The 16,437-nt window shown below is 55.3% G+C and carries 30 protein-coding genes; all 30 read left to right on the forward strand.

Annotated elements, in window-relative coordinates; genetic code table 11:
* A partial coding sequence (gene tuf, locus AB4Z20_RS17435) for an elongation factor Tu (RefSeq protein WP_442090310.1) occupies nt 1–900 on the forward strand: 900 nt, incomplete at its 5' end.
* 156 nt (nt 901–1,056) lie between these two features.
* The gene (rpsJ, locus tag AB4Z20_RS17440; protein ID WP_003186070.1) at nt 1,057–1,368 is read left to right on the forward strand and encodes a 30S ribosomal protein S10; all 312 of its coding nucleotides are present in this window, start codon (nt 1,057–1,059) and stop codon (nt 1,366–1,368) included.
* Between the two features lie 80 nt (nt 1,369–1,448).
* A complete protein-coding gene (gene rplC, locus AB4Z20_RS17445; protein WP_003186059.1) occupies nt 1,449–2,084 on the forward strand; it encodes a 50S ribosomal protein L3 in 636 nt (211 codons plus the stop codon).
* Nucleotides 2,085–2,096: 12 nt separating this feature from the next.
* The gene (rplD, locus tag AB4Z20_RS17450; protein ID WP_003186057.1) at nt 2,097–2,699 is read left to right on the forward strand and encodes a 50S ribosomal protein L4; all 603 of its coding nucleotides are present in this window, start codon (nt 2,097–2,099) and stop codon (nt 2,697–2,699) included.
* Nucleotides 2,696–2,995 (forward strand): 50S ribosomal protein L23, encoded by a 300-nt coding sequence (rplW, locus tag AB4Z20_RS17455; protein ID WP_002555488.1) that lies wholly within the window; start codon nt 2,696–2,698, stop codon nt 2,993–2,995. The genes rplD and rplW overlap by 4 nt, the downstream gene beginning before the upstream one ends.
* 14 nt (nt 2,996–3,009) lie before the next feature.
* Nucleotides 3,010–3,834: a 50S ribosomal protein L2 gene (gene rplB / locus AB4Z20_RS17460; RefSeq protein WP_003186055.1), complete on the forward strand. Its 825-nt coding sequence runs from the start codon at nt 3,010–3,012 to the stop codon at nt 3,832–3,834.
* A gap of 16 nt (nt 3,835–3,850) precedes the next feature.
* Nucleotides 3,851–4,126 carry a 30S ribosomal protein S19 gene (rpsS, locus tag AB4Z20_RS17465; protein WP_002555486.1) on the forward strand — a complete coding sequence of 92 codons (276 nt, stop codon included), beginning with the start codon at nt 3,851–3,853 and terminating at the stop codon, nt 4,124–4,126.
* Between the two features lie 11 nt (nt 4,127–4,137).
* On the forward strand, nt 4,138–4,470 hold the full coding sequence (gene rplV, locus AB4Z20_RS17470) for a 50S ribosomal protein L22 (RefSeq protein ID WP_003103908.1): 333 nt from the start codon (nt 4,138–4,140) through the stop codon (nt 4,468–4,470).
* 13 nt (nt 4,471–4,483) lie between these two features.
* Nucleotides 4,484–5,170 carry a 30S ribosomal protein S3 gene (gene rpsC, locus AB4Z20_RS17475; protein ID WP_003176422.1) on the forward strand — a complete coding sequence of 229 codons (687 nt, stop codon included), beginning with the start codon at nt 4,484–4,486 and terminating at the stop codon, nt 5,168–5,170.
* A 12-nt stretch (nt 5,171–5,182) separates the two neighbouring features.
* The gene (gene rplP, locus AB4Z20_RS17480; RefSeq protein WP_003186052.1) at nt 5,183–5,596 is read left to right on the forward strand and encodes a 50S ribosomal protein L16; all 414 of its coding nucleotides are present in this window, start codon (nt 5,183–5,185) and stop codon (nt 5,594–5,596) included.
* A complete protein-coding gene (rpmC, locus tag AB4Z20_RS17485) occupies nt 5,596–5,787 on the forward strand; it encodes a 50S ribosomal protein L29 (protein ID WP_002555481.1) in 192 nt (63 codons plus the stop codon). Before rplP ends, rpmC begins: the two co-directional genes overlap by 1 nt.
* A gap of 2 nt (nt 5,788–5,789) precedes the next feature.
* Nucleotides 5,790–6,056, forward strand: coding sequence for a 30S ribosomal protein S17 (gene rpsQ, locus AB4Z20_RS17490; protein WP_003176419.1), 267 nt, complete (start codon nt 5,790–5,792; stop codon nt 6,054–6,056).
* A 23-nt stretch (nt 6,057–6,079) separates the two neighbouring features.
* On the forward strand, nt 6,080–6,448 hold the full coding sequence (gene rplN / locus AB4Z20_RS17495) for a 50S ribosomal protein L14 (RefSeq protein ID WP_002555479.1): 369 nt from the start codon (nt 6,080–6,082) through the stop codon (nt 6,446–6,448).
* A gap of 11 nt (nt 6,449–6,459) precedes the next feature.
* Nucleotides 6,460–6,774, forward strand: coding sequence for a 50S ribosomal protein L24 (gene rplX, locus AB4Z20_RS17500; protein WP_007896770.1), 315 nt, complete (start codon nt 6,460–6,462; stop codon nt 6,772–6,774).
* A 20-nt stretch (nt 6,775–6,794) separates the two neighbouring features.
* A complete protein-coding gene (rplE, locus tag AB4Z20_RS17505) occupies nt 6,795–7,334 on the forward strand; it encodes a 50S ribosomal protein L5 (protein ID WP_003186044.1) in 540 nt (179 codons plus the stop codon).
* Between the two features lie 13 nt (nt 7,335–7,347).
* Nucleotides 7,348–7,653 carry a 30S ribosomal protein S14 gene (rpsN, locus tag AB4Z20_RS17510; protein WP_003186042.1) on the forward strand — a complete coding sequence of 102 codons (306 nt, stop codon included), beginning with the start codon at nt 7,348–7,350 and terminating at the stop codon, nt 7,651–7,653.
* Nucleotides 7,654–7,863: 210 nt separating this feature from the next.
* Nucleotides 7,864–8,256: a 30S ribosomal protein S8 gene (rpsH, locus tag AB4Z20_RS17515; RefSeq protein WP_003186040.1), complete on the forward strand. Its 393-nt coding sequence runs from the start codon at nt 7,864–7,866 to the stop codon at nt 8,254–8,256.
* Between the two features lie 12 nt (nt 8,257–8,268).
* Complete coding sequence (gene rplF / locus AB4Z20_RS17520) at nt 8,269–8,802, forward strand: 50S ribosomal protein L6 (protein WP_003186039.1); 534 nt, start codon at nt 8,269–8,271, stop codon at nt 8,800–8,802.
* Between the two features lie 10 nt (nt 8,803–8,812).
* Complete coding sequence (gene rplR, locus AB4Z20_RS17525) at nt 8,813–9,163, forward strand: 50S ribosomal protein L18 (protein ID WP_003186037.1); 351 nt, start codon at nt 8,813–8,815, stop codon at nt 9,161–9,163.
* A 3-nt stretch (nt 9,164–9,166) separates the two neighbouring features.
* Nucleotides 9,167–9,667 carry a 30S ribosomal protein S5 gene (gene rpsE, locus AB4Z20_RS17530; protein WP_003186035.1) on the forward strand — a complete coding sequence of 167 codons (501 nt, stop codon included), beginning with the start codon at nt 9,167–9,169 and terminating at the stop codon, nt 9,665–9,667.
* 2 nt (nt 9,668–9,669) lie between these two features.
* Complete coding sequence (gene rpmD / locus AB4Z20_RS17535; RefSeq protein ID WP_003186033.1) at nt 9,670–9,846, forward strand: 50S ribosomal protein L30; 177 nt, start codon at nt 9,670–9,672, stop codon at nt 9,844–9,846.
* A gap of 3 nt (nt 9,847–9,849) precedes the next feature.
* Nucleotides 9,850–10,287 (forward strand): 50S ribosomal protein L15, encoded by a 438-nt coding sequence (gene rplO / locus AB4Z20_RS17540; protein ID WP_063324140.1) that lies wholly within the window; start codon nt 9,850–9,852, stop codon nt 10,285–10,287.
* A complete protein-coding gene (secY, locus tag AB4Z20_RS17545; protein ID WP_003186029.1) occupies nt 10,288–11,616 on the forward strand; it encodes a preprotein translocase subunit SecY in 1,329 nt (442 codons plus the stop codon).
* A 30-nt stretch (nt 11,617–11,646) separates the two neighbouring features.
* Entirely contained in the window at nt 11,647–11,763 is a 117-nt protein-coding gene (gene rpmJ / locus AB4Z20_RS17550) for a 50S ribosomal protein L36 (RefSeq protein ID WP_002555468.1), read from the forward strand.
* Between the two features lie 130 nt (nt 11,764–11,893).
* On the forward strand, nt 11,894–12,250 hold the full coding sequence (gene rpsM / locus AB4Z20_RS17555) for a 30S ribosomal protein S13 (RefSeq protein ID WP_003186020.1): 357 nt from the start codon (nt 11,894–11,896) through the stop codon (nt 12,248–12,250).
* Between the two features lie 30 nt (nt 12,251–12,280).
* Nucleotides 12,281–12,670 carry a 30S ribosomal protein S11 gene (rpsK, locus tag AB4Z20_RS17560; protein ID WP_002555466.1) on the forward strand — a complete coding sequence of 130 codons (390 nt, stop codon included), beginning with the start codon at nt 12,281–12,283 and terminating at the stop codon, nt 12,668–12,670.
* A gap of 18 nt (nt 12,671–12,688) precedes the next feature.
* Nucleotides 12,689–13,309 carry a 30S ribosomal protein S4 gene (rpsD, locus tag AB4Z20_RS17565; protein ID WP_003176404.1) on the forward strand — a complete coding sequence of 207 codons (621 nt, stop codon included), beginning with the start codon at nt 12,689–12,691 and terminating at the stop codon, nt 13,307–13,309.
* Nucleotides 13,310–13,331: 22 nt separating this feature from the next.
* Nucleotides 13,332–14,333 (forward strand): DNA-directed RNA polymerase subunit alpha, encoded by a 1,002-nt coding sequence (locus AB4Z20_RS17570; RefSeq protein WP_003186012.1) that lies wholly within the window; start codon nt 13,332–13,334, stop codon nt 14,331–14,333.
* Nucleotides 14,334–14,375: 42 nt separating this feature from the next.
* The gene (gene rplQ, locus AB4Z20_RS17575) at nt 14,376–14,762 is read left to right on the forward strand and encodes a 50S ribosomal protein L17 (RefSeq protein WP_003186009.1); all 387 of its coding nucleotides are present in this window, start codon (nt 14,376–14,378) and stop codon (nt 14,760–14,762) included.
* A gap of 225 nt (nt 14,763–14,987) precedes the next feature.
* On the forward strand, nt 14,988–16,436 hold the full coding sequence (locus AB4Z20_RS17580; protein WP_442090311.1) for a catalase: 1,449 nt from the start codon (nt 14,988–14,990) through the stop codon (nt 16,434–16,436).
* Nucleotide 16,437 lies beyond the last annotated feature (1 nt).

A 16,437-nucleotide genomic window follows, 5' to 3' on the forward strand; every position in this document is an offset into this window, starting at 1 on the left:
ATGGACGGCGCGATCCTGGTTTGCTCGGCCGCTGATGGTCCGATGCCGCAAACCCGTGAGCACATCCTGCTGTCCCGTCAGGTAGGCGTTCCGTACATCGTTGTCTTCCTGAACAAGGCTGACATGGTTGACGACGCTGAGCTGCTGGAACTGGTTGAGATGGAAGTGCGCGATCTGCTGAGCACTTACGACTTCCCAGGTGATGACACTCCAATCATCATCGGTTCGGCTCTGATGGCTCTGAACGGCCAAGACGACAACGAAATGGGTACCACCGCTGTCAAGCGTCTGGTAGAAACTCTGGACAGCTACATCCCAGAACCAGTTCGTGTTATCGACAAGCCGTTCCTGATGCCAATCGAAGACGTATTCTCGATCTCTGGTCGCGGTACTGTTGTGACTGGTCGTATCGAGCGCGGTATCGTCAAGGTTCAGGATCCACTGGAAATCGTAGGTCTGCGTGACACCACCGTCACCACCTGCACCGGTGTTGAAATGTTCCGTAAACTGCTCGACGAAGGTCGTGCTGGCGAGAACTGCGGCGTTCTGCTGCGTGGTACCAAGCGTGACGACGTTGAGCGTGGCCAGGTTCTGGTTAAGCCGGGTTCGGTCAAGCCGCACACCAAGTTCGAAGCTGAAGTGTACGTTCTGAGCAAAGAAGAAGGCGGTCGTCACACTCCGTTCTTCAAAGGCTACCGTCCACAGTTCTACTTCCGGACCACTGACGTGACCGGTAACTGCGAACTGCCGGAAGGCGTTGAAATGGTAATGCCAGGCGACAACATCAAAATGGTTGTCACCCTGATCAAGACCATCGCAATGGAAGACGGTCTGCGTTTCGCTATTCGTGAAGGCGGTCGTACCGTCGGCGCTGGCGTCGTAGCCAAAATCATCGAGTAAGCTCTTTTTGAGTCAGCTTCGATGAGTTGAGAAAGCCCCCGCCCAGCGGGGGCTTTTTTATTGGGTTGACACCTATATGGGGCGTCTATAGAATTGCGCCTCCTTTTAACGGGCGTATTGCGCTCGGTGGGAATAGCAGCCGGAGTCTGAAATCCAATGCAAAATCAGCAAATCCGTATCAGGTTGAAGGCTTTTGACCATCGCCTGATCGACCAATCCACCCAGGAAATCGTGGAAACCGCGAAACGTACTGGTGCTCAAGTGCGTGGTCCAATTCCACTGCCTACCCGTAAAGAGCGGTTCACCGTTCTGGTCTCCCCGCACGTCAACAAAGACGCGCGTGACCAGTACGAGATCCGTACTCATAAGCGCGTTCTGGACATCGTCCAGCCAACGGATAAAACCGTTGATGCACTTATGAAGCTTGATCTTGCGGCCGGTGTGGAAGTGCAGATCAGCCTCGGCTAAGACTCGGTCTTAGTCGTGTAACGCTCTGAAATGGGCGGCCATAGCGGGTGAAAGCCCCGTACACTCATGAGGTTTACAACATGACTATTGGTGTAGTCGGTCGTAAATGCGGTATGACCCGTATTTTCACCGAAGAAGGTGTCTCCATTCCGGTCACGGTCATTGAGATCGAGCCGAATCGCGTCACCCAGTTCAAAACTGAAGAGACCGATGGCTATCGTGCAGTGCAAGTCACTGTCGGCGAGCGTCGTGCTTCGCGTGTAACAGCAGCTCAGGCTGGCCACTTCGCCAAGGCGAACGTTGCCGCTGGTCGTACCGTAATGGAATTCCGTCTTGAAGAAGGCGAGTACCAGGCCGGCGATCTGATCAACGCTGAAATCTTCGCCGCTGGCCAACTGGTTGATGTAACCGGTCAGTCCAAGGGTAAAGGCTTTCAGGGTACGATCAAGCGTTGGAACTTCCGCGGGCAAGATAACACCCACGGTAACTCCGTATCCCACCGCGTTCCAGGCTCTATCGGCCAGTGCCAGACTCCTGGTCGTGTATTCAAGGGCAAAAAAATGTCCGGTCATATGGGCGCTGAGCGCGTGACCGTGCAGTCCCTCGAAGTAGTGCGCGTGGACGCTGAACGCAATCTGTTGTTGGTCAAGGGCGCTGTTCCTGGCGCTACTGGCGGCAACTTGGTTGTACGTCCAGCAGCCAAGGCTCGCGGTTAAGGGGAAGCTGACATGCAATTAAATGTAAATGACGCTCAAGCGATCGAAGTTTCCGAACTGACATTTGGCGGCGAATTCAACGAGACGCTGGTTCACCAAGCAGTCGTGGCCTACATGGCCGGCGGCCGTCAAGGTAGCAAGCAGCAAAAGACCCGTTCCGACGTTTCCGGTGGCGGCAAGCGCCCATGGCGTCAGAAAGGTACTGGCCGTGCTCGTGCCGGTACTATCCGTAGCCCAATCTGGCGTGGCGGCGGTACCACTTTCGCAGCTCGTCCTCAGGATCACTCCCAGAAGCTGAACAAGAAGATGTATCGCGCAGCAATGCGTTCCATCCTTGCTGAGCTGGTGCGTACTGATCGTCTGGTCGTGGTTCAGGACTTCGCTGTTGAAGCACCGAAAACCAAAGATCTGCTGAACAAGCTGAACGGCATGGGCCTGACTGACGTCCTGATCGTGTCTGACGCTGTTGATCAGAACCTGTACCTGGCTGCTCGCAACCTGCCACACGTCGACGTTCGTGACGTGCAGGGTTCCGATCCGGTCAGTCTGATCGCATACGACAAGGTGTTGATCACCGTGTCGGCCGTGAAGAAATTCGAGGAGCTGCTGGGATGAACCAGGAACGCGTATTTAAAGTTCTGCTTGGCCCGCACGTTTCCGAGAAGGCTACGGTTCTGGCAGACAAGAAAGGCCAGTTCGTTTTCAAGGTTGCGACCGACGCAACCAAGCTGGAAATCAAGAAGGCCGTCGAAAGCCTGTTCAGCGTGAAAGTAGAGCGCGTGACTACCCTGAACGTTCTGGGTAAAAGCAAGCGCACTGCTCGCGGTCTGGGCAAGCGTAATGACTGGAAGAAGGCAGTTATCTCCCTTCAGCCAGGCCAAGATCTCGATTTCAGCAGCAGTGCTGAGTAAGGAAGGGGTGCATCATGGCAATCGTTAAATGCAAACCGACTTCCCCTGGCCGCCGTTTTGTGGTCAAGGTGGTCAACCAGGAGCTGCATAAAGGCGCTCCTCACGCACCGCTGCTCGAGAAAAAATCGAAGTCTGGTGGTCGTAACAACAATGGCCGTATTACCACTCGTCACATCGGTGGTGGTCATAAGCAGCATTATCGTCTGGTCGACTTCCGTCGCAACGACAAGGATGGCATCGCTGCCACCGTCGAGCGTATCGAATACGATCCAAACCGTACTGCTCACATCGCTCTGCTGCTGTACGCAGATGGCGAGCGTCGCTACATCATCGCCCCTAAAGGCGTGAGTGCTGGCGACCAGCTGATCGCAGGTGCCCTGGCACCGATCAAGCCGGGCAACGCTCTGCAACTGCGTAACATTCCAGTTGGTAGCACCGTACACGGCATCGAATTGAAGCCAGGTAAAGGCGCACAGATCGCTCGTTCCGCTGGTGCTTCGGCTCAGCTGATCGCTCGTGAAGGTGTCTACGTGACCCTGCGTCTGCGTTCTGGTGAGATGCGTAAAGTACTGGCTGAATGCCGTGCGACCCTGGGCGAAGTCTCGAACTCCGAGCACAGCCTGCGTTCGTTGGGTAAAGCTGGTGCCAAGCGCTGGCGTGGCGTTCGCCCAACCGTTCGTGGTGTTGCCATGAACCCGGTTGACCACCCACATGGTGGTGGTGAAGGTCGTACCTCTGGTGGTCGTCATCCGGTATCGCCATGGGGCTTCCCGACTAAGGGCGCGAAGACTCGTGGTAATAAGCGTACCGACAAAATGATCGTCCGTCGTCGCAAGTAAATAGAGGGATACGACAGTGCCACGTTCTCTGAAAAAAGGTCCTTTTATTGATCTTCACCTACTGAAGAAGATCGAAGTGGCGGCGGAAAAGAACGATCGCAAACCAGTTAAGACCTGGTCGCGTCGTTCGATGATCCTGCCACAAATGGTCGGTCTGACCATCGCAGTACACAACGGTCGTCAACACGTCCCAGTTCTCGTTAACGAAGACATGGTCGGCCACAAACTGGGCGAGTTCGCCGGTACCCGCACTTATCGCGGGCACGTGGCAGACAAGAAAGCCAAGCGTTAAGGGGTTAGGAAATGGAAGTAGCCGCTAAGTTGTCGGGCGCTCGAATCTCCGCCCAGAAAGCCCGCTTGGTCGCCGACCAGATCCGCGGGAAGAAGGTGGGCGAAGCGCTCAACCTGTTGGCTTTCAGCAGTAAGAAAGCCGCCGAGATCATGAAGAAAGTGCTGGAGTCGGCCGTAGCCAACGCCGAGCATAACGAAGGCGCAGACGTTGATGACCTGAAGGTCAGCACCGTTTTCGTCAACGAAGGGCGTTCGCTGAAGCGCATCATGCCACGTGCCAAAGGCCGTGCTGATCGCATCGTCAAGCGGTCTTGCCATATCACTGTCAAGGTTGCTGACAAGTAACGGAGTCGAAGAGATGGGTCAGAAAGTACATCCCATTGGCATTCGCCTGGGAATCGTCAAGGAGCACACCTCCGTCTGGTACGCAGACGGTCGGACTTATGCGGACTACTTGTTCGCTGATCTGAAGGTGCGTGAGTATCTCCAAGACAAACTAAAAAGCGCGTCCGTAAGCCGTATCGATATCCATCGTCCGGCGCAGACTGCACGTATCACCATCCACACCGCTCGTCCAGGTATCGTTATCGGGAAGAAAGGTGAAGATGTTGAGAAACTGCGTCAGGACCTGACCAAGCAAATGGGTGTGCCTGTGCACATCAATATCGAAGAGATCCGCAAGCCGGAGCTCGACGGTATGCTGGTTGCGCAGAGCGTAGCTCAGCAGCTGGAGCGTCGCGTAATGTTCCGTCGCGCTATGAAGCGCGCTGTACAGAACGCAATGCGCATTGGTGCCAAAGGCATCAAAATCCAAGTGAGCGGTCGTCTCGGCGGTGCTGAAATCGCACGTACTGAATGGTATCGCGAAGGTCGTGTGCCACTGCACACCCTGCGTGCCGACATCGACTATGCCAACTACGAAGCTCACACCACCTACGGTGTGATCGGTGTAAAGGTTTGGATCTTCAAAGGCGAAGTAATTGGTGGTCGCCAAGAAGAACTGAAGCCACAAGCACCAGCGCCTCGTAAAAAAGCTGCTAAGTAAGGGGTACGCCAAATGTTGCAACCAAAGCGTACGAAGTTCCGCAAGCAGATGACCGGTCACAACCGTGGCCTGGCATTGCGCGGTAGCAAAGTCAGCTTCGGCGAGTTCGCGCTGAAGTCTGTTGCTCGTGGTCGTCTCACCGCTCGTCAGATCGAGTCAGCGCGTCGTGCTCTGACCCGTCACGTAAAACGTGGCGGCAAGATCTGGATCCGTGTATTCCCGGACAAGCCTGTCACCAAGAAGCCACTCGAAGTTCGGATGGGTAAAGGTAAGGGTAACGTGGAGTACTGGGTTGCCCAGATTCAGCCAGGCAAAGTCCTGTATGAAATCGAGGGTGTTTCTGAAGAGCTGGCGCGTGAGGCTTTCGCCCTGGCTGCTGCAAAGCTGCCGCTCGCCACCTCCTTTGTTAAACGGACGGTGATGTGATGAAAGCGAATGAACTTCGTGAAAAATCAGCACAGCAGCTGAACGAGCAACTGCTCGGCCTGCTGCGCGACCAGTTCAATCTGCGTATGCAGAAAGCAACTGGCCAGTTGGGGCAGTCTCATCTGCTCTCGCAAGTTAAGCGTGACATCGCTCGCGTGAAAACTGTGCTCAACCAGCAGGCAGGTAAGTAATCATGGCTGAAGCCGAAAAAACTGTCCGTACGCTGACTGGCCGTGTTGTCAGCGACAAGATGGACAAAACCATCACCGTTCTGATCGAGCGTCGCGTTAAGCACCCGATCTACGGTAAATACGTTAAGCGTTCGACTAAGCTGCACGCGCACGACGAAACCAATCAGTGCCACATCGGCGACAAAGTCACTATTCGTGAAACTCGTCCTTTGGCCAAGACCAAGTCTTGGGCGCTGGTTGATGTTCTCGAACGCGCTGTGGAAGTCTAAGGACTAGGGGTCGGAGAAATTATATGATTCAGACTCAATCCATGCTCGATGTGGCCGATAACAGCGGCGCTCGCCGCGTTATGTGCATCAAGGTGCTGGGTGGCTCCCATCGTCGTTACGCTGGTATCGGTGACATCATCAAGGTTACCGTCAAGGAAGCAATTCCTCGCGGTAAAGTGAAAAAAGGCCAAGTGATGACTGCTGTTGTAGTCCGCACTCGTCACGGTGTTCGCCGTGCTGATGGCTCCATTATCCGCTTTGATGGCAACGCTGCTGTTCTGTTGAACAACAAGCAAGAGCCGATCGGCACCCGTATCTTTGGGCCAGTGACCCGTGAACTTCGTACTGAGAAGTTCATGAAGATCGTCTCGCTCGCCCCAGAAGTGCTGTAAGGAGATCCGACATGCAAAAGATTCGTCGTGACGACGAGATCATCGTGATCGCCGGCAAAGACAAAGGTAAGCGCGGTAAGGTGCTTAAGGTTCTCGCTGATGACCGTCTGGTCGTTGGTGGTCTGAACCTGGTCAAGCGCCATACCAAGCCAAACCCGATGTCGGGCGTACAAGGCGGTATCGTCGAGAAAGAAGCGCCACTGCACGCTTCCAACGTCGCCATCTTCAACGGCGAAACCAACAAGGCTGACCGCGTTGGTTTCAAAGTAGAAGACGGTAAGAAAATTCGTGTCTTCAAGTCGACCCAAAAAGCGGTTGATGCTTGAACACTGCTAGGTAGAAGACCATGGCACGACTAAAAGAGATTTACCGGAAGGAAATCGCACCGAAACTTAAGGAAGAACTTAAGCTTTCGAACGTGATGGAAGTTCCGCGCGTTACCAAAATCACCCTGAACATGGGTCTGGGCGAAGCGATCGGCGACAAAAAAGTCATCGAGCACGCTGTTGCCGACCTGGAAAAGATCACCGGTCAGAAAGTCGTTGTGACTTACGCTCGGAAATCCATCGCTGGCTTTAAAGTCCGTGAAGGTTGGCCGATCGGCGTCAAAGTGACCCTGCGCCGTGAGCGTATGTACGAGTTCCTGGATCGTCTGCTGTCGATCTCCCTGCCTCGGGTTCGCGACTTCCGCGGCCTGAATGCCAAGTCCTTCGATGGTCGTGGTAACTACAGCATGGGCGTTAAAGAGCAGATCATTTTCCCGGAAATCGATTACGACAAGATCGACGCTCTCCGCGGTCTGGACATTACCCTGACCACCACTGCTCGGACGGATGACGAAGGTCGCGCACTGCTGCGCGCTTTCAAATTCCCGTTCCGCAACTGATTGGAGTAGGAAAATGGCCAAGAAGAGCATGAAGAACCGTGAGCTGAAGCGTCAGCTCACCGTTGCCAAGTACGCCACCAAGCGTGCAGCGCTGAAAGCTATCATCGTTGATCTGAACGCAAGTCCAGAAGCGCGTTGGGAAGCTACCGTAGCCCTGCAGAAGCAGCCACGTGACGCAAGCGCCTCGCGCATGCGTAACCGCTGCCGCCTGACTGGTCGTCCGCACGGCGTGTACCGCAAGTTCGGCCTTGGCCGTAACATGCTGCGTCAAGCTGCAATGCGTGGTGACGTTCCAGGTCTGGTTAAAGCCAGCTGGTAAGCACTGTCAAAGTCGCGGCGTTCGGGATCGCAAGATCCTGACCGTCGGTGGCCTTGAACTTGAATCAAGCCCCTTTTGGGGCTTGATTCATTTGTGGGGTGTGTCTAGAATACCCGGCTCGCCTGAGCCCGTGTTTTTATTGCACGGATGAGCTCGGCGACACGTACTAGCCGAAAGGCTAATTTTTTGTGTATTAGGAGCGTCTAGCCCATGAGTATGCAGGACCCGTTAGCGGACATGCTAACTCGTATCCGTAATGCCCAGATGGCTGAAAAGTCCGTCGTAAGCATGCCATCTTCTACTTTGAAGGTAGCTGTTGCCAAAGTCCTGAAGGACGAAGGTTACATTGCGGGTTATCAGATCAGCAGCGAAATCAAGCCTCTGCTGTCCATCGAGCTGAAGTACTTCGAAGGCCGTCCGGTCATCGAGGAAGTGAAGCGCGTTAGCCGTCCAGGCCTGCGTCAGTACAAGTCCGTCGATGATCTGCCAAAAGTTCGTGGCGGTCTCGGTGTGTCTATCGTCTCCACCAACAAAGGTGTGATGACGGATCGTGCTGCGCGCGCTGCCGGTGTCGGCGGCGAAGTTCTTTGCACTGTGTTCTAAGGGGGGATAAGCATGTCACGCGTCGCTAAGAACCCCGTTAAGCTGCCAGCCGGTGTCGAAGTCAAATTCGCAGGCCAACAGCTTTCGGTGAAGGGTGCCAAGGGCACTCTGCAACTGAACATCCATTCGTCCGTTGAGATCGTTGAAGAAGCTGGTGAGCTGCGTTTTGCTGCTCGCAATGGCGATCAACAGACTCGCGCAATGGCTGGTACCACTCGTGCGTTGGTAAACAACATGGTCCAAGGCGTAAGCCAAGGCTTCGAGCGCAAGCTCCAGCTGGTCGGTGTTGGTTACAAAGCGCAAGCAAAAGGCACAGTGCTGAACCTGGCTCTTGGCTTCTCGCACCCAGTGGATTATGAACTGCCGGAAGGCATCACCGCTGAGACTCCTAGCCAGACCGATATCCTGATCAAGGGCATCGACAAGCAGCTGGTAGGTCAAGTGGCCGCCGAGATCCGCGACTTCCGTCCACCAGAGCCGTACAAAGGCAAAGGTGTGCGCTACGCGGACGAAGTCGTCCGTCGTAAAGAAGCCAAGAAGAAGTAGGGCATAGCAAATGACCGACAAAAAAGTTACTCGACTGCGTCGCGCTCGCAAAGCACGCCTGAAAATGCACGAACTCGAAGTCGTGCGTCTCTGCGTGTTCCGCTCGTCGCAGCACATCTACGCCCAGGTCATTTCGGCCGACGGCAACAAAGTCCTGGCAAGTGCCTCGACTTTGGATAAAGAACTGCGTGATGGCGCCACTGGCAACATCGACGCGGCCACTAAGGTTGGCCAGCTGGTCGCTACGCGTGCAAAAGCCGCTGGCGTCTCGCAGGTGGCTTTCGACCGCTCTGGCTTCAAGTACCACGGTCGCGTCAAGGCGCTGGCTGATGCTGCTCGTGAAGCTGGGCTGGAGTTCTAAGTTATGTCAAATAACGACCAAAAGCGCGACGAAGGCTACATCGAGAAGCTGGTTCAAGTTAACCGCGTAGCCAAAACCGTTAAAGGCGGCCGTATCTTCACTTTCACTGCGTTGACCGTAGTGGGTGATGGTAAAGGCCGTGTTGGCTTCGGCCGTGGCAAGTCGCGTGAAGTGCCTGCTGCGATCCAGAAGGCAATGGAAGCTGCTCGCCGCAACATGATCCAGGTTGATCTGAACGGCACCACTCTGCAGTACGCAATGAAGTCTGCCCATGGCGCTTCGAAGGTGTACATGCAGCCTGCTTCTGAAGGTACCGGTATCATCGCTGGCGGCGCTATGCGTGCTGTCCTCGAAGTTGCTGGCGTTCAGAACGTTCTGGCCAAGTGCTACGGCTCGACTAACCCAGTAAACGTGGTTCACGCCACTTTCAAGGGTTTGAAAGCAATGCAGTCTCCTGAATCCATTGCCGCCAAGCGTGGCAAAAGCGTCAAGGAGATCTTCTGATCATGGCTACCGTAAAAGTTACGCTGATCAAAAGCATGACCGGCCGCATCCCTAACCACAAACTGTGCGTTAAGGGTCTGGGTCTGCGTCGCATCGGTCACACTGTAGAAGTCCTGGATACTCCCGAGAATCGCGGGATGATCAACAAGGCTTACTACATGCTGCGTGTCGAGGGTTAATCGATGAAACTCAATGATCTGAGTCCAGCGCCGGGTTCCCGTCGCGAAAAGCATCGTCCGGGCCGTGGTATCGGTAGTGGTTTGGGCAAGACCGGTGGCCGTGGCCACAAAGGTCAGACCTCCCGCTCCGGTGGCACCATTGCTCCAGGCTTTGAAGGCGGTCAACAGCCGCTGCATCGTCGCCTGCCGAAGTTCGGTTTCGTTTCCCTGAAAGCCATGGACCGCGCAGAAGTGCGTCTGTCTGAGCTGGCCAAAGTGGAAGGCGACATCGTCACCGTGCAGTCCCTGAAGGATGCCAACGTGATCAACCAGAACGTTCAGCGTGTGAAAATCATGCTGTCGGGCGAAGTTGCTCGTGCTGTCACCATCGGAAAGGGAATCGGCGCCACCAAAGGTGCGCGTGCGGCTATCGAAGCAGCTGGCGGCAAGTTCGAGGAATAAATGGCTAAGCAAGGTGCTCTCTCTGCGCTCGGCAAAGGCGGTATGTCTGAACTCTGGGCTCGTCTGCGTTTTCTGTTCCTGGCGATTATCGTCTACCGAATAGGCGCACACATCCCGGTTCCAGGTATCAACCCGGACCGACTCGCGGACCTGTTTCGACAGAATGAGGGGACCATTCTTAGCTTGTTCAACATGTTTTCCGGCGGCGCGCTGGAGCGGATGAGCATCTTTGCACTGGGGATCATGCCGTACATTTCGGCATCGATCATCATGCAATTGATGAGCGCCGTCAGCCCGCAGCTGGAGCAGTTGAAGAAGGAAGGTGAAGCTGGCCGTCGCAAGATCAGCCAGTACACCCGCTACGGCACTGTCGTCCTCGCTCTCGTTCAAGCCATTGGCATGTCCATCGGCTTGGCGGGGCAGGGCGTTTCGTTCACTGCTGACTTCAGCTTTCATTTCGTTGCGGTAACCACTTTTGTGGCGGGCGCGATGTTCATGATGTGGCTGGGTGAGCAGATTACTGAGCGTGGTGTTGGCAACGGTATCTCGATGTTGATCTTCGCAGGTATCGTCGCCGGTCTTCCGAGAGCGATCGGGCAGTCTTTCGAGTCTGCGCGTCAGGGTGATATCAACATTTTCGCCCTGGTTGCCATCGGTCTGCTGGCAGTAGCGATTATCGGTTTCGTGGTGTTCATTGAGCGTGGTCAGCGTCGTATTGCTGTTCACTACGCCAAGCGTCAGCAGGGCCGCAAGGTATTTGCTGCGCAGACCAGCCACTTGCCGTTGAAGGTGAACATGGCCGGCGTAATTCCGGCTATTTTCGCGAGCAGCATCCTGCTGTTCCCGGCTTCGTTGGGTGCCTGGTTCGGCCAGTCTGAAGGTATGGGCTGGTTGCAGGACATCTCGCAGTCGATCGCTCCTGGTCAGCCGTTGAATATTCTGCTGTTTAGTGCAGGGATTATTTTCTTCTGCTTCTTCTATACGGCGTTGATGTTCAATCCGAAAGACGTAGCGGAAAACCTGAAGAAGTCCGGTGCCTTTATTCCGGGCATCCGTCCAGGTGAGCAGTCTGCGCGCTACATTGATGGCGTTCTGACTCGCTTGACCATGTTCGGTGCTCTTTACATGACGGCCGTCTGTCTGTTGCCCCAGTTCCTGGTGGTTGCGGCAAACGTACCGTTCTACCTTGGCGGGACCTCGTTGCTGATCGTGGTCGTGGTTGTGATGGACTTCATGTCCCAAGTACAATCGCACCTCGTTTCGCACCAGTACGAATCCCTGATGAAGAAAGCCAACCTGAAGGGCTACGGCAGCGGCATGTTGCGCTGAGTAGCGTCCATAAGGTTCGAGGAGTTGGTGATGAAAGTTCGTGCATCGGTGAAAAAGCTGTGCCGTAACTGCAAGATTATTCGCCGCGAAGGTGTTGTTCGGGTAATTTGCAGCGCGGAACCGCGTCACAAACAGCGCCAAGGCTGAGTGTGATTGTGCTTTAAGCCCGGCAGCTAGTGCGCTGCCGGGTTGATTATTTGTTATTACAGCGATATTATCTCGCGCCCTATTTCTTGGCTTCCGGGGCGTAGGTAGCTGTCAATTGGAGTCCCACTGAATGGCCCGTATTGCAGGCGTCAACATTCCAGATAACAAGCATACTGTTATCTCGCTGACCTACATCTATGGTGTTGGTCGCACTACTGCACAGAAAATTTGTGCAGTGACTGGGGTAAACCCAGCGGCAAAGATCAAAGATCTGAGCGACGAGCAGATTGAACAGCTGCGTGGCGAAGTGGCGAAGTTCACCACTGAAGGTGACCTGCGTCGCGAAATCAACATGAAAATCAAGCGCTTGATGGACCTCGGTTGCTATCGCGGTCTGCGTCATCGTCGTGGTCTGCCAGTACGCGGTCAGCGTACCAAGACCAACGCGCGTACCCGTAAAGGTCCGCGTAAGCCGATCCGCAAGTAATCGCCCCAGCGAATCGACAGGAATTTAATCATGGCAAAACCTGCTGCTCGTCCTCGTAAAAAAGTTAAAAAGACAGTGGTTGATGGCATCGCCCACATCCATGCTTCTTTTAACAACACCATCGTGACCATTACCGACCGTCAAGGTAACGCTCTTTCCTGGGCTACCTCCGGTGGTTCGGGTTTCCGCGGTTCCCGCAAGTCCACCCCGTTCGCTGCTCAAGTAGCTGCTGAACGTGCTGGTCAAGCTGCGCTGGAATACGGCCTGAAAAACCTCGACGTCAACGTCAAAGGTCCAGGTCCAGGTCGTGAATCCGCAGTCCGCGCTTTGAACGGCTGTGGCTACAAGATCGCCAGCATCACCGACGTGACGCCAATCCCGCACAACGGGTGCCGTCCGCCGAAGAAGCGCCGCGTGTAATCCAGGAGATTGTAAAGAATGGCTCGTTACATTGGTCCAAAATGCAAACTCGCTCGTCGCGAAGGCACCGATCTTTTTCTGAAGAGCGGCGTGCGCGCGATCGAATCGAAGTGCAACATTGAAGCAGCACCTGGTATCCACGGCCAACGCCGCGGTCGCCAGTCCGACTACGGCACCCAACTGCGTGAAAAGCAGAAGGTCCGTCGTATCTACGGCGTTCTCGAGCGTCAATTCAGCGGCTACTACAAAGAAGCTGCTGGCAAGAAAGGCGCAACCGGCGAAAACCTGTTGCAGCTGCTCGAATGCCGCCTGGACAACGTTGTATACCGTATGGGTTTCGGTTCTACTCGTGCCGAATCTCGTCAGCTGGTATCGCACAAGTCGATCAGCGTTAACGGTCAGACCGTAAACGTTCCGTCCTACCAGGTTCGTGCTGGTGACGTGGTTGCTGTTCGCGAGAAAGCAAAGAACCAACTTCGCATTGTCCAAGCTCTCGATCTGTGTGCCCAACGTGGCCGCGTAGAATGGGTAGAAGTAGACACTGAGAAGAAGTCGGGCGTTTTCAAGAACGTTCCTGCTCGCAGTGATCTGTCCGCCGACATCAACGAAAGCCTGATTGTCGAGCTCTACTCCAAGTAAGGGCTAGAAAATAGGTGCATCCATGCAGATTTCGGTAAATGAGTTCCTGACACCCCGCCATATTGATGTGCAGGTTGTCAGTCCAACCCGCGCCAAGATCACACTCGAGCCTCTCGAGCGTGGTTTCGGCCACACCCTGGGCAACGCGCTGCGCCGCATCCTGTTGTCCTCAATGCCCGGCTGTGCAGTAGTCGAGGCCGAGATTGACGGTGTGCTCCACGAGTACAGCGCCATCGAAGGCGTACAGGAAGACGTAATTGAAATCCTGTTGAACCTTAAAGGTCTGGCTATCAAGCTGCACGGTCGTGACGAAGTTACGCTGACCTTGTCGAAGAAGGGTTCGGGGGTGGTTACCGCTGCCGATATTCAGCTGGATCATGATGTCGAGATCGTTAACCCCGATCACGTAATCGCTAACCTGGCGTCTAACGGCGCCCTGAACATGAAGCTCACCGTAGCTCGTGGTCGTGGTTATGAACCGGCAGACTCGCGTCAGAGCGATGAAGACGAAAGCCGCAGCATCGGTCGCTTGCAGCTTGACTCTTCGTTCAGCCCAGTTCGCCGTATCGCATACGTGGTGGAAAACGCCCGTGTCGAACAGCGTACCAACCTGGACAAGCTGGTTATTGATCTGGAAACCAACGGTACCCTGGATCCTGAAGAGGCTATCCGCCGTGCTGCAACCATCCTGCAACAGCAGTTGGCTGCGTTCGTCGACCTCAAAGGTGACAGTGAGCCAGTGGTTGTCGAGCAGGAAGACGAGATCGATCCGATCCTGCTTCGCCCGGTTGACGATCTGGAACTGACTGTACGTTCGGCTAACTGCCTTAAGGCGGAAAACATCTACTACATCGGCGACCTGATTCAGCGTACCGAAGTAGAGCTGTTGAAGACTCCGAACCTTGGCAAGAAATCCTTGACTGAAATCAAGGACGTTCTGGCCTCCCGCGGTCTGTCCCTCGGCATGCGCCTCGACAACTGGCCGCCTGCAAGTCTTAAGAAGGACGACAAGGCGACTGCCTGATCGTCGTAATCACCGAACGTTGTGTTTGGTAAGGAATGAACCATGCGTCATCGTAAAAGTGGTCGTCACCTGAGCCGCACCAGCTCGCACCGCAAGGCCATGTTCCAAAACATGGCGGTGTCGCTGTTCGAGCACGAGCTGATCAAAACTACACTGCCGAAAGCCAAAGAACTGCGTCGCGTTGCTGAGCCGCTGATCACTCTGGCCAAGACAGATAGCCTGGCTAACCGCCGTCTGGCTTTCGACCGTACTCGTTCGAAAGCTATCGTTGGTAAGCTCTTCAACGACCTGGGCAAGCGTTACGCTACCCGTGAGGGTGGCTACCTGCGCATCCTCAAGTGCGGTTTCCGCGCTGGCGACAACGCGCCTATGGCGTACGTCGAGTTGGTTGATCGTGCTACCAGCGGTGAAGCTGTATCCGCTGAGTAAGTCGGCAACATACAAAAAACCGGGCCTTGTGCCCGGTTTTTTGTTGCCTGAAGGAAAAAGCCGGCAAGCCGCTTCGACCGGCTTGGTTATTGGCAAGTATTCAGTGTTAGATAATGACTATCGATGTCCATGATTTAATGAATTTGGATACTGTCATTAATATGATCAATACTCCTTTCCAGCCGATTAGCCGGCAGTTCGAAGACCGACCTAGGAAGATTGAGCATGAGCCAGACCAAAACGCTTACGACCGCCAGCGGCGCTCCTGTCGCCGATAACCAGAACTCTCGCTCCGCCGGCCCGCGCGGCCCGCTGCTGCTCGACGATTTCCACCTGATCGAGAAGCTTGCTCACTTCAATCGCGAGAACATTCCTGAGCGCCGTGTGCACGCCAAAGGCTCGGGCGCCTACGGCACATTCACCGTCACCCAGGACATTACCCCGTACACCAGCGCCAAGTTGTTCGAGTCGATCGGCAAGCAGACGCCCACCTTCCTGCGGTTCTCCACCGTGGGTGGCGAGCGTGGTTCGGCCGACACTGAACGCGACCCGCGCGGGTTCGCCCTGAAGTTCTACACCGAGGAAGGCAACTGGGACATCGTCGGCAACAACACCCCGGTATTTTTCATCCGTGATCCGTTGAAGTTTCCAGACTTCATTCACACCCAGAAACGTCTGCCGCAAAGCAACCTGAAAAGCGCCCAGGCGATGTGGGATTTCTGGTCACATTCGCCTGAGGCGTTGCATCAGGTCACCATTCTGTTTTCCGATCGCGGTATTCCGGATGGCTACCGCCACATGCACGGCTTCGGCAGTCACACCTACAGCCTGATCAACGCACAGGGTGAGCGCCACTGGGTGAAGTGGCACTACAAGACCCAGCAAGGGATCAAGAACCTCGCACCGGCAGAGGCAGCACGCCTGGCAGGTACCGACCCGGATTACGCCCAGCGTGATTTGTTCAGCGCCATCGAACGCGGTGACTTCCCGAAATGGAGCGTTTGCATCCAGGTCATGACCGAGGCCCAGGCCGCAGCCCATTACGAGAATCCGTTCGACGTCACCAAGACCTGGTCGCAGAAAGAGTTTCCGCTGATCGAAGTCGGTGTGCTCGAGCTCAACCGTAACCCGCTGAATTATTTTGCCGAAGTCGAGCAAGCGGCGTTTGGCCCTAGCAACATGGTGCCAGGGGTTGGCCTCTCGCCGGACCGTATGCTGCAGGGCCGTGTCTTCGCCTACGCTGATGCGCACCGCTACCGTGTGGGCACCAATCACCAGCAATTGCCGGTGAATGCGCCGCGCAGTCCGGTCAATACCTACCAGCGCGACGGTGCCATGGCGTTCGGCAGCAATGGCGGGGCGGCACCGAACTACGAGCCTAACAGCTACGTGGAAGCACCGAAGCAAGCCCCACGTTACGCAGAACCAGCACTGGCCCTCAGTGGCGCGGCGGGCCGTTACGATCATCGCGAAGACACCGACTACTACAGCCACGCCGGTGCGCTGTTCCGCTTGATGAGCGATGAGCAGAAGGCGCTGTTGATCAGCAACATCGCCGGTGCAATGGGGGGCGTGTCGGCAGATGTGGTTGACCGTCAGTTGCAGCATTTCTTCAAGGCCGATGTTGCCTATGGAGAGGGCATCGCAAAAGCCTTGGGTGTAGCGCTTAACTAAG

The organism is Pseudomonas sp. KB_12, assembly GCF_052114545.1.
GTDB classification, from domain to species: Bacteria; Pseudomonadota; Gammaproteobacteria; order Pseudomonadales; family Pseudomonadaceae; genus Aquipseudomonas; species Aquipseudomonas brassicacearum.

Bases quoted from the DNA above. Each gene is read 5' to 3' on its own strand.
- rplD (WP_003186057.1), top strand. From the start codon at position 2,097: ATGCAATTAAATGTAAATGACGCTCAAGCGATCGAAGTTTCCGAACTG.
- rpmD (WP_003186033.1), top strand. From the start codon at position 9,670: ATGGCTACCGTAAAAGTTACGCTGATCAAAAGCATGACCGGCCGCATC.
- rpsH (WP_003186040.1), top strand. From the start codon at position 7,864: ATGAGTATGCAGGACCCGTTAGCGGACATGCTAACTCGTATCCGTAAT.
- rplW (WP_002555488.1), top strand. From the start codon at position 2,696: ATGAACCAGGAACGCGTATTTAAAGTTCTGCTTGGCCCGCACGTTTCC.
- rplF (WP_003186039.1), top strand. From the start codon at position 8,269: ATGTCACGCGTCGCTAAGAACCCCGTTAAGCTGCCAGCCGGTGTCGAA.
- rplE (WP_003186044.1), top strand. From the start codon at position 6,795: ATGGCACGACTAAAAGAGATTTACCGGAAGGAAATCGCACCGAAACTT.
- rpsN (WP_003186042.1), top strand. From the start codon at position 7,348: ATGGCCAAGAAGAGCATGAAGAACCGTGAGCTGAAGCGTCAGCTCACC.
- AB4Z20_RS17580 (WP_442090311.1), top strand. From the start codon at position 14,988: ATGAGCCAGACCAAAACGCTTACGACCGCCAGCGGCGCTCCTGTCGCC.
- rpmJ (WP_002555468.1), top strand. From the start codon at position 11,647: ATGAAAGTTCGTGCATCGGTGAAAAAGCTGTGCCGTAACTGCAAGATT.
- rplC (WP_003186059.1), top strand. From the start codon at position 1,449: ATGACTATTGGTGTAGTCGGTCGTAAATGCGGTATGACCCGTATTTTC.
- rpmC (WP_002555481.1), top strand. From the start codon at position 5,596: ATGAAAGCGAATGAACTTCGTGAAAAATCAGCACAGCAGCTGAACGAG.
- rpsK (WP_002555466.1), top strand. From the start codon at position 12,281: ATGGCAAAACCTGCTGCTCGTCCTCGTAAAAAAGTTAAAAAGACAGTG.
- rpsC (WP_003176422.1), top strand. From the start codon at position 4,484: ATGGGTCAGAAAGTACATCCCATTGGCATTCGCCTGGGAATCGTCAAG.
- secY (WP_003186029.1), top strand. From the start codon at position 10,288: ATGGCTAAGCAAGGTGCTCTCTCTGCGCTCGGCAAAGGCGGTATGTCT.
- rpsE (WP_003186035.1), top strand. From the start codon at position 9,167: ATGTCAAATAACGACCAAAAGCGCGACGAAGGCTACATCGAGAAGCTG.
- rplO (WP_063324140.1), top strand. From the start codon at position 9,850: ATGAAACTCAATGATCTGAGTCCAGCGCCGGGTTCCCGTCGCGAAAAG.
- rplN (WP_002555479.1), top strand. From the start codon at position 6,080: ATGATTCAGACTCAATCCATGCTCGATGTGGCCGATAACAGCGGCGCT.
- rplR (WP_003186037.1), top strand. From the start codon at position 8,813: ATGACCGACAAAAAAGTTACTCGACTGCGTCGCGCTCGCAAAGCACGC.
- rpsJ (WP_003186070.1), top strand. From the start codon at position 1,057: ATGCAAAATCAGCAAATCCGTATCAGGTTGAAGGCTTTTGACCATCGC.
- rplQ (WP_003186009.1), top strand. From the start codon at position 14,376: ATGCGTCATCGTAAAAGTGGTCGTCACCTGAGCCGCACCAGCTCGCAC.
- rpsM (WP_003186020.1), top strand. From the start codon at position 11,894: ATGGCCCGTATTGCAGGCGTCAACATTCCAGATAACAAGCATACTGTT.
- rplV (WP_003103908.1), top strand. From the start codon at position 4,138: ATGGAAGTAGCCGCTAAGTTGTCGGGCGCTCGAATCTCCGCCCAGAAA.
- rplX (WP_007896770.1), top strand. From the start codon at position 6,460: ATGCAAAAGATTCGTCGTGACGACGAGATCATCGTGATCGCCGGCAAA.
- rplP (WP_003186052.1), top strand. From the start codon at position 5,183: ATGTTGCAACCAAAGCGTACGAAGTTCCGCAAGCAGATGACCGGTCAC.
- rplB (WP_003186055.1), top strand. From the start codon at position 3,010: ATGGCAATCGTTAAATGCAAACCGACTTCCCCTGGCCGCCGTTTTGTG.
- rpsQ (WP_003176419.1), top strand. From the start codon at position 5,790: ATGGCTGAAGCCGAAAAAACTGTCCGTACGCTGACTGGCCGTGTTGTC.
- AB4Z20_RS17570 (WP_003186012.1), top strand. From the start codon at position 13,332: ATGCAGATTTCGGTAAATGAGTTCCTGACACCCCGCCATATTGATGTG.
- rpsD (WP_003176404.1), top strand. From the start codon at position 12,689: ATGGCTCGTTACATTGGTCCAAAATGCAAACTCGCTCGTCGCGAAGGC.